The sequence below is a fragment of the Thioclava sediminum genome (genome assembly GCF_002020355.1).
Lineage (GTDB): Bacteria > Pseudomonadota > Alphaproteobacteria > Rhodobacterales > Rhodobacteraceae > Thioclava > Thioclava sediminum.
In genome coordinates, this window is sequence record NZ_MPZV01000001.1 from 1,238,138 (window position 1) to 1,253,153 (window position 15,016).

The following is a 15,016-nucleotide window of genomic DNA, read 5'->3' on the forward strand; positions in this document are numbered from 1 at the left end:
CATCTCGTCCCAAGTCCGTCAACTTTCGAGGTCGATCAGACACCCGGGGTTCATCGTCAAATTTGGATCGATTGCCCGCTTGATCCGCCCCAGCAGATCATGCTGAACCGAAGATGCGCGCGCGGCGAAGTCGGCCTTCTTGAGACGTCCGACCCCGTGCTCTGCGCTGATCGAACCGTCATAGCGATCCAGGACCCCGTTGAGAACTGTTTTAGCTCGAAAAATCTGCTGATCGAGCGCCTCCATGCCCTCCGGGTCTGGCAGCACGTTCAGATGCACATTGCCATCCCCCACGTGACCGTAGGAGACGCAGACCGCCCCGGGCAAGGCTTCTCCGACCGCCGCCTCGGCCTCAGCAACGAACGCAGCCAGTTCTGAAAGCGGCACCGAGAGATCCGTGCGCAGATGTTTTCCGCGCCGCGCCTGCCCCTCGTTCATCCCCTCACGCACCAGCCAGATATTCCGCGCCTGAGCTTTCGACTGCGCGACCACGCCGTCGCGCACGAGCCCCTCTTCCATCGCCAGTTCGAGGAATTGAGAAAGAAGAGCCTCGATATCGACGAGACCCGAGCCCGAAAGCTCAACCAGCGCATAGGCGCGATGTGCGGGCTCAAGCGGCAGCGAAAGATCGGGAATACCCTCGCGTGCGAGCGTGAATGCCTCGGCGGGCAGGAATTCGAAGGCCGACATGAGGTCACAGCACTGGCGACGCGCGAGACGGTAAAGCTCGATCGCGCCTTCTAGCGAGTCGAGCGCCAGCAACGCGGTCGAGACTTGGTCGGGTGCGGGCATCAGCTTGAAGGACACGGCCGTGACGATGCCCAGCACCCCTTCGGCTCCGATGAAAAGCTGCTTGAGATCGATCCCGCGATTATCCTTGCGCAGCCGACTGAGCCGATCGAGCACGCGACCGTCCGGCAGGACGACCTCAAGCCCGAGCACCAGCTCGCGCGTCATTCCATAGCGCAGGACGTTCACCCCGCCCGCATTGGTCGAGACATTGCCACCGATCTGGCAGGTGCCTTGCGCGCCGAGCGCGAGCGGGAAGTAGAGACCGGCCTCGGCCACTTCTTCCTTGAACGACTCGAGCACGACACCAGCTTCGACAACCGCCGTGAAATCCTGTGCGCTCAGGCTGCGGACCCGGTCCATACGCTCGAGCGACAACACGACCTGAGACTCAGGCGCATCGGGCACCGCGCCCAGAGCAAGTCCGCTACGCCCCCCCTGTGGCACAACGCCGAGCCCGAGCTTTGCACAGGCTCGCACGGCGCGGGATACGTCTTCGGTGCTCCGCGGTCGCAAAAGCGCAATGGCAGAACTGGTGATGTCGCCGTGCCAGTCCTGGCAATGGCGCGCGATCAGCCCGGCATCGGTCGAGACCATGTCGCCGCCTAGCATCGTGCAAAGTTCCTTCGCCGCCTCACCTTTCTGCATGCCTACCTCCCCCACTCTTGTTCTTCGTGCTCACCCGTCGCCCCATCTCGACCAGCTGGACAAAAATGATTTGCATCCCGCATATATCTGGTTATCAGACAACATTACAACATCTTTGATGATGGTAGACTGCGAATTTCTCAGGGAGGAGACACGTTATGCACGCACTCATTGTCGGCGCGGCGGGAATGGTTGGCCGAAAACTCACCGATCGAATCGTCCGAGGAGCGCCGCTTCAGGGCAAAGCGGTCGACCACCTGTCGCTGGTCGACGTAGTCGCCCCGGAAACGCCGGAGGGATACTCAGGCACCACCGATTGCCTGCAAGCCGACCTGTCCGAAGCAGGCACCGCAGAGAAACTGATCGCCGCGCGGCCTGATGTGATCTTCCACCTAGCCGCGATCGTCTCGGGCGAGGCCGAGAAAGATTTCGAAAAGGGCTACCGGATCAATCTCGACGGCAGCCGCGCGCTCTTCGAGGCAATCCGTCACGCGAACCTCGCCGATGGCTATCGTCCGCGGGTGGTCTTCGCCTCTTCCATCGCGGTGGTGGGCGCGCCCCTGCCCTATCCGATCCCCGACGAGTTCCACGCGACGCCCCTGACCAGCTACGGCACCCAGAAGGCGATCTGCGAATTGCTGCTGTCGGACTATTCGCGCCATGGTTTCTTCGACGGGATCGGCATCCGCCTGCCCACGATCTGCATCCGTCCGGGCAAACCGAATGCAGCAGCGTCAGGCTTCTTCTCGAACATCCTGCGCGAACCCTTGGTGGGTCAGGAAGCCGTGCTTCCGGTGCCCGAGACGATCCGGCACTGGCACACCTCGCCGCGCTCGGCAGTGGGTTTCATGCTGCACGCAGCCGATATCGATCTGGATGAGGTCGGGCCGCGCCGCAACCTTTCGATGCCGGGTGTCAGCGCCACAGTCGGCGAACAGATCGAAGCCTTGCGCCGAGTTGCAGGACAAAAGGCTGTCGCCCTGATCCGGCGCGAGCCAGACGCGATGATCACCAAGATGTGCGAGAGCTGGGCCGCAGGCTTCGACGCGACCCGCGCCCGCCAGCTCGGCTTTACCTCGGAAGACAGCTTTGACGCGATCATCCAAGCGCATATCGAGGATGAACTGGAAGGTGCCGCGTGACACAGCCGCTCCCCAATATTGCTTTTCTGGGCACAGGTCTAATGGGGGCGCCGATGGTTCGGCGCCTCCTCGGGGCGGGCTATCCCGTCACCGTCTGGAACCGCGCTGCCGAAAAGGCCCGCGCGCTGGTCGCCGCCGGGGCCGAGCAGGCGGGGAGCCCCGCCGAGGCCGTCGCGAAGGCGGATATCACCTTCACCATGCTTTCTGATGGCGCAGCGGTGGCCGACGTGCTGTTTGCGCAAGGCACAGCCGAAGCCCTGCGCCCGGGCAGCGTGCTGATCGACACCTCGTCGATCGCGCCGGACGTGGCGCGCGATCATGCCGCCCGGCTCGAAGAGCTTGGCGTGACGCAGATCGACTGCCCTGTTTCGGGCGGCACTGCGGGCGCCGAGAGCGGAACGCTCGCTTTGATGGCGGGTGGGCCGAAAGAGACGATCGCGCGGATCGCGCCCGTGCTCGAACCACTTGGGCGAATGACCCATGTCGGCCCTGCGGGCGCCGGTCAGGTCTGCAAACTGGCCAATCAGCAGATCGTCGCGATTACCATCGGCGCGGTCGCCGAGGCGATGGTCCTCGTGAGAGCGGGCGGCGCAGATCCCGCGAGATTCCGCGACGCGATCCGCGGTGGCTTTGCCGAAAGCCGCATCCTCGAACTGCATGGCGCGCGGATGATCGCCCGCGATTTCACCCCAGGCGGGCCGTCGCGACTGCAGCTGAAAGACCTTCGCGGCGTCGAGACGCTTGCGAACGCGAACCATCTCGAGCTCCCGCTGACCGATACCGTGCGTGCGGCCTACGAGGCCTTCGTCGCCGCTGGAAACGGCGACGTCGATCATTCCGGGCTGCTGCTTCATCTTGAGACGCTCAACAGCGTGTCCCTTCTCGAGGAAAGATCATGACCAAAACCGAACGCCGCCTGCGCTCGCAAGACTGGTTCGACAATCCCGATCATGCCGACCTGACTGCGCTTTATCTCGAACGCTTCATGAATTACGGCACGACGCCTGAAGAGTTGCGCGCGGGCAAGCCGATCATCGGGATCGCCCAGTCGGGCAGCGACCTGAACCCATGCAACCGCCACCATCTGGATCTCGCCAAGCGCGTGCGCGACGGGATCCGCGATGCAGGCGGCATCCCGATCGAATTCCCGACGCATACGCTCTTTGAGAATTGCAAGCGTCCGACCGCCGCGCTCGATCGCAACCTCGCCTATCTGGGTCTTGTCGAACTGCTTTACGGCTACCCGTTCGACGGTGTCGTGCTGACCACGGGTTGCGACAAGACCACCCCGTCGGCCCTGATGGCCGCGGCGACGGTCGACCTACCCGCGATCGTTCTGTCCGGCGGGCCAATGCTCGACGGCTGGCACGAGGGAGAACTCGTGGGCTCGGGCACGGTGATCTGGCGTTCACGCCGCAAATACGCCGCGGGCGAAATCACCCGCGACGAGTTTCTCGAAACCGCGCTCGACAGCGCGCCCTCAATTGGCCACTGCAACACGATGGGCACGGCCTCTACCATGAACGCCATCGCGGAGGCGCTGGGTATGTCGCTCACCGGCTGTGCGGCGATACCGGCAGCCTATCGCGCCCGCGGCCAGATGGCCTATCGCACCGGGCGACGTGCCGTTGAACTGGTCCACGAGGACATCCGGCCCTCGAACATCCTTACCCGCGAGGCCTTCCTGAACGCGATCAAACTGAACGCGGCGATCGGCGGCTCGACTAATGCCCAGCCGCATATCATGGCAATGGCGAAACATGCGGGCGTGACGCTCGATCCGTCGGACTGGCAAACGCATGGCTACGACATCCCGCTGCTGGCCAATGTGCAGCCCGCCGGGAAATATCTGGGCGAACGGTTCCACCGCGCGGGCGGTGTCCCTGCGATCCTGTGGGAACTACTGCAGGCGGGACAGCTGAACGGCGATTGTCCCACCGTCACCGGTCACAGCGTGGCGGAGAACTTAGACGGGCACGAGAGCACCGATCGCGACGTGATCTACCGTTTCGAGGAGCCGATGATGGAGCGCGCGGGCTTCTATGTCCTCTCTGGCAATCTCTTCGACTTCGCGATCCTGAAAACCTCGGTGATTTCGCCGGAGTTCCGCGAGCGTTATCTCAGTGAGCCGGGCCGCGAGGGAATTCTCGAGGGCACGGCCTTCGTCTTCGACGGCTCGGAAGACTATCATGCCCGCATCAACGACCCCGCACTCGAGATCGACGAATCCTCGATCCTCGTGATCCGGGGGGCGGGTCCGCTCGGCTGGCCGGGCTCTGCGGAAGTGGTGAACATGCAGCCGCCGGATCGCTTGCTGAAACGCGGCATAACCAGCCTGCCGACGATCGGTGACGGGCGACAATCGGGCACCTCGGACAGCCCCTCGATCCTGAACGCCTCACCCGAGAGCGCGGCGGGCGGCGGGCTGGCATGGCTGCGCACGGGCGATACGATCCGGATCGATCTGAACACCGGGCGCTGCGACATGCTCGTTGCCGACGACGAACTGGCAGCGCGCAAGGCTGGCGACCTGCCGCCGATCCCCGAGGCAGCGACCCCGTGGCAGAAGCTCTACCGCGAGACCGTCACGCAGATGGCCGACGGTGCGACGATCCGCGACGCCGAGCAGTTCCGTCAGCTTGCGAAGAGACTGCCGCGGCACAATCACTGAGGCGCAGGAACGCCCCATGCATGGGCCAATACCGACTCATTTGAAGCCTTTGGCCCATGCAACCGAGCGCGGCGACGCTCAGCCTGCGCGGCGCTGAGATCCGAAGAGAAACGCCGCCAACTGCGAAGTCGGCACTGGCTTGGTGAGCATCTCGACCTGCGCTGCCGCAGCCATCTTGCGCAACTCTTCTGAACGATCCGCAGTAACCAAGCGCATCGGAACGGAGCCGATCTTTTGACGCAAGGCGGCAATCAGCTGCAGTCCATCCATTCCATCGCCGAGTTGATAGTCGATAAGGCAGGCGTCCGGCTCTAGCCCCGTTGCCTCGAGAAGTTCCAGCCCCGCTTCGCCGCTATCGACATCGAGAACCGTCGCTCCCCATTTCTCGAGAAGTTGCGTCATCGCGCGTGAGAGATCCGCGTCGTTCTCGACCAGCAACACGACGATATCGCCACCCTCGGGGTCGCGCACCGGTGTCACCACGTCATTTTCGGCCCGTGCTGCCCCTCCAAGCGCGGGCTTCAGGCCCAAAGTGAAGGTTGAACCGCGCCTCGGTGCCGAGCGCAGCGTCAGCGGGTGCCCCAGGACCGCTGCAGCACGTTCCACGATCGCGAGCCCCAGCCCCATGCCTTCCGACGCGGACGCCTTCGCGTTCAGGCGATGGAATTCGTGGAAGATTTTATCCTGATCATCTTCTGCAATCCCCGGGCCGCTATCGCGCACTTCGATCACAAGCTCATCTCGGCGGTGGCGCAAAGCCATCAATACGCCGCCGGTCTCTGTGTAACGGATCGCATTCGAAATCAGGTTCTGCAGAATTCGCCGTAGATAAGCGCGATCCGAGACAACGACAGCGTCAGTCGACACGATACGGAAATCGAGCCCCTTGAGACGGGCATGCATGGCGAATTCATCGCGCAGCGCCGCGAATATCGGGCCCAGCGCAACGGGCCCCAGATCGACCGAGACGTGGCCCGATTCCAGCCGAGAAATATCGAGCAATGCGCCGAGAATGCCTTCCACCGACAAGAGTGCGTTTTGTGCCTTCTCGACGGTTCTCGCTGCGATATCTGACGTTTTCTCTTCGCCCAGCGATGCGAGATAGAGTTTTGCTGCCGACAAGGGTTGGAGAAGGTCGTGGCTTGCGGCGGCCACGAACCGGGCGCGCGATGCGTTGGCGCGTTCGGCACTGGCAAGCGCATCCTCCAACTCCAGCGTGCGCTCGGTCACGCGCGCCTCCAGCGTCTCGTTCACGCGGCTCAGCCCTTCGATCGCGTGCCGCTCCGCCGAGACATCGGAGAGCGACATGACAAAGCCACCGTCAGGCAATTCCTGCGCAAAGATCTCGAAGACCTTGCCGCCCTCCCGCGTCACCTCGACCTCGAACTGGTCGCGGCGCAGCGCACGCCGCACCCAATCCCCGAGACGATGCGCAGAGAGTCCGTTGGGAAAGGTGAACTGGTCGCGAACCTGTTCCAGGATCGCGTCGAAATGCATCCCTTCGCGCAGCCGGTTGCGCGGCAGAAGAAGAAATTCGCCAAGCCGCGCGTTCCAGCCCAGAAGCTGTAACCGCGAGTCGAAGATGCAGACGCCGAGTTTCAGGTGCTCCAGCGTCGCGCGCAGGATTTTCGCCTGATCGTCGAGGAGTCGCCCCCGTTTCTCCCTTTCGGCGCGGATCAGATCCGTCACCTCCGTCTGCAAGATAACCGTCCCGCCATCATGCGTGCGATGTTCGCTGACCTGCATCCAGCGGTCGTCTCCCATCCGCTGGTTCAAAATGAAGTGATGCTCGGCATGGCGCGCGCGGCGCATTGCGATCCAGTCGCCACGGCTCATCCCGTCGGACATGTGCAGATGCGTCGATCCCGCCACGAGTTCGAGGTAGTCGTCAAACTGCATCCCCGGCACGATCTCGTCACGCACGTCATCAAGAAGCGCGTTGAAACGCGAATTGGCCATCACGAGCACGTCCTGGGCGTCGAATAGCGCAAACCCATCCTGAACGGTCTCGATCGCCGCGGCGAGGTTTTGCCGCGCGGTTTCGGTCTCGCGGTTCGCATCGGCCAATCGCGCATTCGAAACGTTGAGAAGATCGAGCGCCCGTTCCAGATCACGCGTGCGCGCGCGGACCTGTTCTTCGAGCATTGCGGCGCGCTGGAACTGGGCGAAGGCGGCTCCCCGGTCCTCGTTCATCTCCTCGGAATGTTGGATCAGCGCCTCAGCGATGGTCAGAAGTTTCGCGTTCTGACGCTCCAACGTATCGCCGGGATCGAGCAGCGAAGCGGCCAGGGACTGCCTCATGGCTCCATCCCCGATGGTTCAGGCGGGAAGAAAGCCACGCCAGTCATGGTCTGGTTCACATGCATTGCGCCGATCTGTTCGCCATAGGTCGAAAAACCGACCACGCCATGGCGCGCCAGCGTATCGGAAACTGCGCGGGCGCATTGCTTGCCCTCAGCTTCGAAGCGGCGAAAGATGCAATCAAATCCCAGCACGGCCGAAGGTCTGCGACTGGCCGAGAGCGCGTCAAGTTCGCGCGCCAAATGAGCGGAGATATCGTCAGGGCGGCCCAGGGTCAGGACCAAGCCGGCATCGATCGCGGCGAAGAATATCAGCGATTCTCCCGGCCCGACTTGCTGGATCGAACGCGCGTGATAACGCCCGCCGACGCGCACGAGGATCGGGTTCGCGGCAAAGACTGTCGGCGAAAGGTCGGCGACGCTGAGCCCCAGCAGCCTCGCGTATTCGCGGGCTGCCGGTTCGTCATTGATCCGCAGCACCGAACGCGCGCCGGGATCGGCCATTGTCACCACCATTCGCGAGGAGGTGGGCTGCAAGTGGTTAAATGAAAACAGCTTCACCTCGCAGGCGGAACGGACAAGCGTCAGGATTCCTGCATTCTCGAAACGCCGTCCGCGGGCAAACAACTCGGCACGCTCGAACTTGTTGCCGTCCCCCGCCGACCCCCCGAACACTGGCACCGGCCCGAGCCCACCGGACAGTGCGGAAACCAGCTGGTCCTCCTGCCCCGAAAGGCCGTCAACCAACAGGATCGCGAATTCATTCGCCCGCTCGAACGCGAGACGCCCGAGGCTTTGCCGGGCGCGCAACAGCTCGGACACCAGCGCTTTCGTATCAAGCCGGTCTAGATCTTCGATGATCAAAGTCTCAGTCGAAAATCCCTTCACCGGTAGCGCGAAGCCCACTATCTGGCCTTCATCGTAGCCGTTCCCGGTGATCTCTCCGGCAGTGGTGCAGCCTACGATTTCAGCGCCAGGGAAGAGCGCGCGACCTTCTTGCACGAGACTGTCGAGATCGGCGCCGGGATCAACGAAGAGAAAAACCTGAGCAAACGGGCCTTCACCCAGGTCTTCCGCGATCCGGCGCAGTGAATCCGGCGCCTGCGCAGGCGCATAGGCAGAGCGCGGACAGCCTGGGCCGGCGCGCGAGTCGTGAATATCCAGCATATCTCCTCCCTGAACGGAAAGATTAGCCTGCCCTCCAGCCTTCGGGCAATCCCGTCATACTCTGCGCCTCGCGCGCGATCAGGACTGCCTGCGTGCGCGAGCAAACGCCGAGCTTGCGCATGATCGCGGTCACATGCGCTTTCACGGTGGTCTCGGCAATATCGAGGTCGAAGGCGATCTGCTTGTTCATTTTGCCTTCGCAGATCTGCTCGAGGATATTCGCCTGTTGCCGGGTGAGCTGGCTGAGACGTCGGATCGCCTCGTCCTGAGGAGAAATACCGTTGCCCCCGGCCAGCGCCTCGCCACTCGTCTCCGGCACGAAGACCTCACCGCGGCTGATTGCGGCGAAAGCGGCCCTGAACAACTCGCGCCGCGAATGTTTGGGCACGAAACCTGCCGCACCCGCGAGGATCGCCGAGCGGATCACCCGCGGTTCGTCGAGCGAGGAAACGACGACGATCGGTTTGTCCGGGGCAGCCTGTTTGAGCCGCATCAACCCGTCGAGCCCGTTAACGTCCGGCAGGTTCAGGTCGAGCACGATAACGTCCAGTGCGGCCCCCTCTTCAATCATTTGTATCGCGTCGCCCAGACGCTCCGCCTGTGCGACTGTCTCGATTCCCGCAACGGCCTGCAGGGTCATAGCCAGCGCGTCGCAGAATAACGGATGATCTTCGACGATCATCGCCGCATTGAATTCGACCCTCTTCGGACTGACAGCGCGATCCTTCATAATGCGTCCTTCGGCATGGCGTGGCGGAACCTCGCCCGCCTTTTCTTTAGCCTATCGCGCCCCTCTGACCTGTCATACTGGCAAAAAGTCTTATCCCGCCGAAACGCGCGACAGAGTCGGCATGGAACGTGAAAGGGCGCGAAGGTTTCCCTTCGCGCCCAGGTATTTCGTTGATGATCAAGCAATCAGTTAGCCGAGGCCAACTGCTTGGGCAGGCGGAACGTCCAGACCATGCCGCCTTGATTGAGATAGTTCACATGCTTGGCCACCTCGCCACCCCAGAGCGGCACCGCGCCGCCCCAGCCGGACATGACGGAAACATATTGCTCGCCATCTTCTTCCCAGGTGATCGGCTGACCGACAATCCCAGAGCCGGTCTGGAACGACCAAAGCTCTTCGCCGGTCTCGTCGTCGAGAGCCATGAACTTGCCCTCGGGGGTGCCGAAGAACACGAGACCGCCCGCGGTGGCCATCGTGCCACCCCAGAGCGGCGCGTCATTCTTGTATTCCCACTTCACCTCACCGGTCGCGGGGTCCATCGCCTTGAGCGAACCGATGTAATCCTCGAAGAGCGGCTTGATCGTGAAGCCCGCACCCAGATAGGCCGCGCCCTTCTTGTAGGAGATCGGCTCGTTCCAGATATCCATGCCCCATTCGTTCGAGGGCACATAGAACAGGCCGGTCTTCTGGCTGTAGCTCATCGGCATCCAGTTCTTGCCACCGAGGAACGAAGGCACCGCGAAGACCTGCTGACCTTTGCCATCCTCCGAGCTGGTGTTCGGCGCACCGGGGCGCATTTCCTCATTATAGATCGGGCGACCGTTCTCATCGATGCCCTTCGCCCAGTTGATATCCTTCACGAAAGGATAGGCCGCAATAAATTTACCATCGTCGCGGTTCAGCACGTAGAAGAAGCCGTTGCGATCGGCGGTGGCGAAACGCTTGTTGCCGTCCTTGTCCGTGAAGGCCACGACTTCGTTCACGCCGTCGAAATCCCAACCCTCGCGCGGAGTGGTCTGGAAGTGCCATTTGATTTCGCCGGTCTTTGGGTCGATGCCCAGACGCGAAGCCGCATACAGGTTGTCGCCGCTGCCGTCATTCTTCTCGCCAGCATTGCGCAGCCAGGAGTTCCAAGGCGCCGGGTTGCCCGCCCCGAAGATGAGCGTATCGGTGTCGGCGTCATAGGAACCGCCAAGCCAGGTCGCGCCGCCGCCGGTTTTCCACATGTCGCCCGGCCAGGACGCGTTGAGCGTGCCGGTCATGGTGCTCTCTTCACCATTGAGCGTGCCCATGTGGCCTTCGATTGTCGGACGCGTCCAGACCAGCTCGCCGGTCTCGGCGTCTCGTGCCTGCACCTCACCGACGATGCCGAACTCGCCGCCAGAATTGCCGGTGATGACCATTCCGTTAACGATCAAGGGCGCGGCGGTGTAGGAATACCCTTCCTTGTAATCGGCGATCTTCTTGTTCCAGACCGTCTTGCCGGTCTTGCGGTCGAGCGCCACGATGCGCGCGTCGAGCGTGCCGAAATAAATGTTGTCGCCATAGATCGCGGCGCCGCGGTTGATCACGTCACAGCATGGCAGGATGCCTTCGGGGAGGCGCGCGTCATATTGCCAGATCTCCTCGCCGGATTTCAGGTCGATCGCCCACATACGCGAATAGGAACCCGTTACATACATGACCCCGTCATAAACGAGCGGCTGGCTTTCCTGACCGCGCTGCTTCTCGCCGCCAAGGCTGAAGGCCCAGGCCGGAACGAGGTTCTTCACGTTGTCCTTGTTGAGGGTTTCCAACGGCGAATAACGCTGCAGATGGCGCCCCATCCCGTTGGTGAGCACGTTATCGGTGCTGGTCTGGTCATTGGCCAGATCCTCCTCGGTCACACCTGCGCTCACAGCCGTTCCGAGACAGGAAATGGCAACGACGGCTGCCAATACAAATCTGTTCATCATGTCCTCCCTTTGGTCTCCCGCCCGTGGTGCGACGCGGGGGTCACGCGCACTCACGATGCATCACGGCTCAAGTATCGACGGCGGGATCGCGGCGTATATTGTCCATTGGTCTTACGCCCTGTGCGACCCCGCCCGGACCGAACCGGACCGTCAAAGCCACCGCGCGGCCGGGAGGAACGACGACGCGGAAGATATCAATTCAACGATGTCAGATAGGTGACGATGAAATCCTGCACTGTCGGATCCTCGATCCCGACATGGCGCATCTTGGTGCCGGGGACGAATTTGTCATTGTCCTCCATCCAGGCGCGCAGCGCGCCGGGCGTCCAGACAAAGCCCGCAGCCTTCAGCGCCTCGGAATATGGATAGCCTTGATAGGTGCCCGCACGACGACCGACGACACCGTTCAAGAGCGGACCGTAGCTCGCCTTGTCGGCATCGACCGAGTGGCAACGCATGCAGGAGGTCTCGAATAGAGCTCCACCAGCATCTGTCTTGACCTTCTTATAGGTCTCGGCAGCGGCCGGAAGGCTCAGGCAGATCAGGACGGTGGCGGCCAGGACGGGGCGAAACATCGGAGAACCTCTTCTTCATTGCGACTGTCTTTCGCCCCGCACAATGCCCCTGTCTCCGAGCGGCGGGCTTGATCCGCATCAAGCTCACCCCCCTACCTTGGTCGTAGATCACACTGGTTCGGGCAGCCGGGTCGCGTATGGGAAGAGGAAGACCCGGCCGCCGCCCGCATCCGGTCAAGAGACCGGCGCGTATTTCCAATTGTCGGCATCGGGCGTGACTTCATCGAGGTCGTAACCCGCTCCCTGAAGCCGCTGCGCCGTGGGAAGACCTGCCTTTGCCGCGCGATCCACGAGTGCCCGCCCCGCCGCCTCGTCGCGCGCGACGCCGCGTCCGCGCATCAGGTCGAGCCCGCGATTGAACATCCCCACCGGGTCGCCCAGATCGGCGGCGCGCTTGTCCCAGTCAGCGGCTGCGCCCGGATCGAGGGGGCCACCCAGACCGTTGTCGTCGAGCTGGCTCATCCACGTCATCGCCCCTGTCCAACCGTCGCGCGAGCATCGCTCGAAGAGCTGACGCGCTTCGGCATGACGGCCCGACTTGGTGATCAGGTAGCCCATCGCGCAATTGGTCATCGAGGTCTCACCTCGCCCGACGTCGCGCAGCGCCCGGTCGAGCGACAACTCCTCGGGGTTCAGGTCCCCGTGGAGATCTCCGCCCTCATCCGATTGCTGGGCCACGGCACCAAGGGGCACGCTCACCACCAGAATAGCCGTGCAGATCATCGCGCGCATCGCATTCCCCTCCTGCTCCGATGAAACCTTCCTTCGCACGATCCTAGCATAGCCGCGGCGAGTGCGCCCGCAGGTGCGGCTTATACCTTGGTCGTATTGCACCTTGCACCTCCGCTTCGCAGCATGGCGTTGCCGGAGGAGTCCGGCATGGGAGGAAATCTTTGCGAATCCAATGGCTCATCGGGGTTTGTGCCGCGCTGCTCCTTGGCGCGCCTGCGTCATCGGAAACGTTGCGCATCGACTGGCTGGAGCATCAGGTCACGCCGCCGCCGATTCTCTCGAACATAGCGGCGGTTCCCGAGAGTCTGGGTCTCGACGGCACGCGGCTTGCGATCGGCGACATCCGCACGACCGGGCGCTTTACCGGGCAGGATTACGCATTGAACGAAACCGTCATCGCCCCCCAAGACGATTTTCTGGGTGCCGCGAAATCCGTGCTGGCTGACGGCGCGAAGGTGCTCGTCGTCAAAGCCCCTGCCCCGGACCTGCTGGCGTTAGCCGACCTGCCCGAAGCAAAGGACGTGCTTATCCTCGATGCCTCGACGCAGGACGATGCGCTGCGTGGTGATGACTGCCGCAGGAACGTGCTGCACACTGCACCGAGCTATGCGATGCGCGCGGATGCGCTGGCGCAGTTCATCCTTTTCAAGAAATGGCGCAAGCTGGCCCTGATCTCCGGGCAATTGCCCGAGGACCTGGCCTTCACTGCCGCACTGAAACGCGCGCTCACCAAATTCGGCCTGACGCTCGCAGGCGAGAAGGAATGGGCCTTCGATGCCGATATGCGCCGGGCGGCTGCTGCCGAGGTGCCGCTCTTTACGCAAGACCTCCCCGATCACGACCTCCTACTCGTCTCCGACGAGCCGGGAGATTTCGCGCGTTACATCGCCTATAACAGCTGGCTTCCGCGCCCGTTGGCGGGCTCTGAAGGGCTGAAGCCCGTGGGCTGGTCGGGCGTGGTCGAGCAATATGGCGCGGCGCAGCTGCAAAACCGTTTCCGCGAAGCCGCAGGCCGCGAGATGGCGCAGGGCGATTTCGCCGCTTGGGTCGCGGTTGCGGCTCTGGGCGAGGCTTTCACCCGCACGCAATCGACGGACCCTGCGACCCTGCGCCGCTACCTGCTCTCGGACGAATTTCGCCTCGCGGGTTTCCTCGGCCGACCGCTCTCGTTTCGCAACTGGAACGGTCAGCTGCGTCAGCCGATCCCGCTGGTGACCGAGCGTGCGCTGACCGCGCTCGCCCCGCTCGAAGGCTTTCTGCACCAAACCAACGAGCTCGACACACTGGGCATCGACGCCCCCGAATCCACCTGCGCCGCCTTCGGAGACAGCCAATGATCCGCGCCCTTCTTCTGACGACCCTGCTCGCGAGCCCGGCCTTCGCGGACGAAGTCTGGGTCACCAACGAAGCTGACAACACGGTCTCGGTGATCGACGCAAATAGCCTCAAAGTGCTGCACAGTTTCGATACCGGGGAACGTCCACGCGGGATCACATTCAGCCGCGATTTCAAACGAGTCTATATCTGTGCCTCGGACAGCGACGCGGTGCAGGTGATGGACCCCGATACCGGCGAGATCCTGCACGATCTGCCTTCAGGCGAAGACCCCGAGCAGTTCGTGATCGCCCCGGACGACCGGCTTCTCTACATCGCGAACGAGGATGACGCGATCACCACTGTGGTCGACACCCAAACCCGAAAAGTGGTGGCGCAAATCGATGTCGGCGTCGAACCCGAAGGCATGGGTATTTCGCCCGACGGGAAGGTTCAGGTGACGACCTCGGAAACGACGAACATGGCGCATTGGATCGACACCGAAACGCATAAGATCATCGCAAATTCCCTCGTCGATCCGCGCCCGCGCCATGCCGAGTTCAGTCCAGACGGCGCGCAGCTCTGGGTCAGTTCCGAGATCGGCGGCACGGTCGCGATCTTCGATACCTCGGACCACAGTGAGATCGGCAAGATTTCCTTCACGCTTAAGGGCGTGCGCCCTGAGAAGATCCAGCCCGTCGGCATGCGGTTCTCGCCCGACGCCTCGAAGGTTTTCATTGCGCTCGGGCCGGCGAACCATATCGCAGTTGTGGATGCAAAGACGCTCGAGGTCGAAAAATACATCCTCGTCGGACGTCGTGTCTGGCACATGGCGACCTCGCCGGATCAGACGAAACTGTTCACGACGAACGGTGTCTCTGGCGATGTGACGGTGATCGATATCGCCACGCTCGAGCCGATCGACACCGTGAAAGTCGGCCGCTTCCCCTGGGGCGCAGCCGCACGCCCGACCTCCAAATGACGAGGCTTTCC

The 15,016-nt window shown here is 62.8% G+C and carries 12 protein-coding genes; 5 read left to right on the forward strand and 7 right to left on the reverse strand.

The window, feature by feature from the left end; genetic code table 11:
- Positions 1–18 precede the first annotated feature (18 nt).
- Positions 19–1,437 (reverse strand): FAD-binding oxidoreductase, encoded by a 1,419-nt coding sequence (locus BMI91_RS05450; protein ID WP_078545513.1) that lies wholly within the window; start codon positions 1,435–1,437, stop codon positions 19–21.
- A 158-nt stretch (positions 1,438–1,595) separates the two neighbouring features.
- On the opposite strand from BMI91_RS05450, the gene denD reads away from it, so the two are divergent.
- The 3 genes from denD to BMI91_RS05465 are packed head-to-tail and all read left to right on the forward strand — an operon-like array spanning position 1,596 to position 5,250.
- Positions 1,596–2,579: a D-erythronate dehydrogenase gene (gene denD, locus BMI91_RS05455; RefSeq protein ID WP_078604211.1), complete on the forward strand. Its 984-nt coding sequence runs from the start codon at positions 1,596–1,598 to the stop codon at positions 2,577–2,579.
- Positions 2,576–3,478: an NAD(P)-dependent oxidoreductase gene (locus tag BMI91_RS05460; protein WP_279627325.1), complete on the forward strand. Its 903-nt coding sequence runs from the start codon at positions 2,576–2,578 to the stop codon at positions 3,476–3,478. The genes denD and BMI91_RS05460 overlap by 4 nt, the downstream gene beginning before the upstream one ends.
- Positions 3,475–5,250, forward strand: a complete 1,776-nt coding sequence (locus BMI91_RS05465) for an IlvD/Edd family dehydratase (protein ID WP_078604213.1) — start codon at positions 3,475–3,477, stop codon at positions 5,248–5,250. Before BMI91_RS05460 ends, BMI91_RS05465 begins: the two co-directional genes overlap by 4 nt.
- Before the next feature lie 78 nt (positions 5,251–5,328).
- Here the strand turns inward: BMI91_RS05465 and BMI91_RS05470 are convergent, their stop codons facing one another.
- The 6 genes from BMI91_RS05470 to BMI91_RS05495 form a co-directional block, all read right to left on the reverse strand.
- Complete coding sequence (locus BMI91_RS05470) at positions 5,329–7,551, reverse strand: hybrid sensor histidine kinase/response regulator (protein ID WP_078545505.1); 2,223 nt, start codon at positions 7,549–7,551, stop codon at positions 5,329–5,331.
- The gene (locus tag BMI91_RS05475; protein ID WP_078604214.1) at positions 7,548–8,717 is read right to left on the reverse strand and encodes an FIST N-terminal domain-containing protein; all 1,170 of its coding nucleotides are present in this window, start codon (positions 8,715–8,717) and stop codon (positions 7,548–7,550) included. The genes BMI91_RS05470 and BMI91_RS05475 overlap by 4 nt, the downstream gene beginning before the upstream one ends.
- A 22-nt stretch (positions 8,718–8,739) precedes the next feature.
- A complete protein-coding gene (locus tag BMI91_RS05480) occupies positions 8,740–9,447 on the reverse strand; it encodes a response regulator (protein WP_078545501.1) in 708 nt (235 codons plus the stop codon).
- 185 nt (positions 9,448–9,632) lie between these two features.
- Positions 9,633–11,399, reverse strand: a complete 1,767-nt coding sequence (locus BMI91_RS05485; RefSeq protein WP_078523113.1) for a PQQ-dependent methanol/ethanol family dehydrogenase — start codon at positions 11,397–11,399, stop codon at positions 9,633–9,635.
- Between the two features lie 197 nt (positions 11,400–11,596).
- The gene (locus BMI91_RS05490; protein ID WP_078604215.1) at positions 11,597–11,977 is read right to left on the reverse strand and encodes a c-type cytochrome; all 381 of its coding nucleotides are present in this window, start codon (positions 11,975–11,977) and stop codon (positions 11,597–11,599) included.
- Positions 11,978–12,151: 174 nt separating this feature from the next.
- Positions 12,152–12,709 carry a tetratricopeptide repeat protein gene (locus BMI91_RS05495; RefSeq protein ID WP_078601903.1) on the reverse strand — a complete coding sequence of 186 codons (558 nt, stop codon included), beginning with the start codon at positions 12,707–12,709 and terminating at the stop codon, positions 12,152–12,154.
- A gap of 161 nt (positions 12,710–12,870) precedes the next feature.
- On the opposite strand from BMI91_RS05495, the gene BMI91_RS05500 reads away from it, so the two are divergent.
- Complete coding sequence (locus tag BMI91_RS05500) at positions 12,871–14,046, forward strand: ABC transporter substrate-binding protein (RefSeq protein ID WP_244176554.1); 1,176 nt, start codon at positions 12,871–12,873, stop codon at positions 14,044–14,046.
- Positions 14,043–15,005: a YVTN family beta-propeller repeat protein gene (locus BMI91_RS05505; protein ID WP_078604216.1), complete on the forward strand. Its 963-nt coding sequence runs from the start codon at positions 14,043–14,045 to the stop codon at positions 15,003–15,005. The genes BMI91_RS05500 and BMI91_RS05505 overlap by 4 nt, the downstream gene beginning before the upstream one ends.
- The last annotated feature ends 11 nt before the right edge of the window (positions 15,006–15,016 follow it).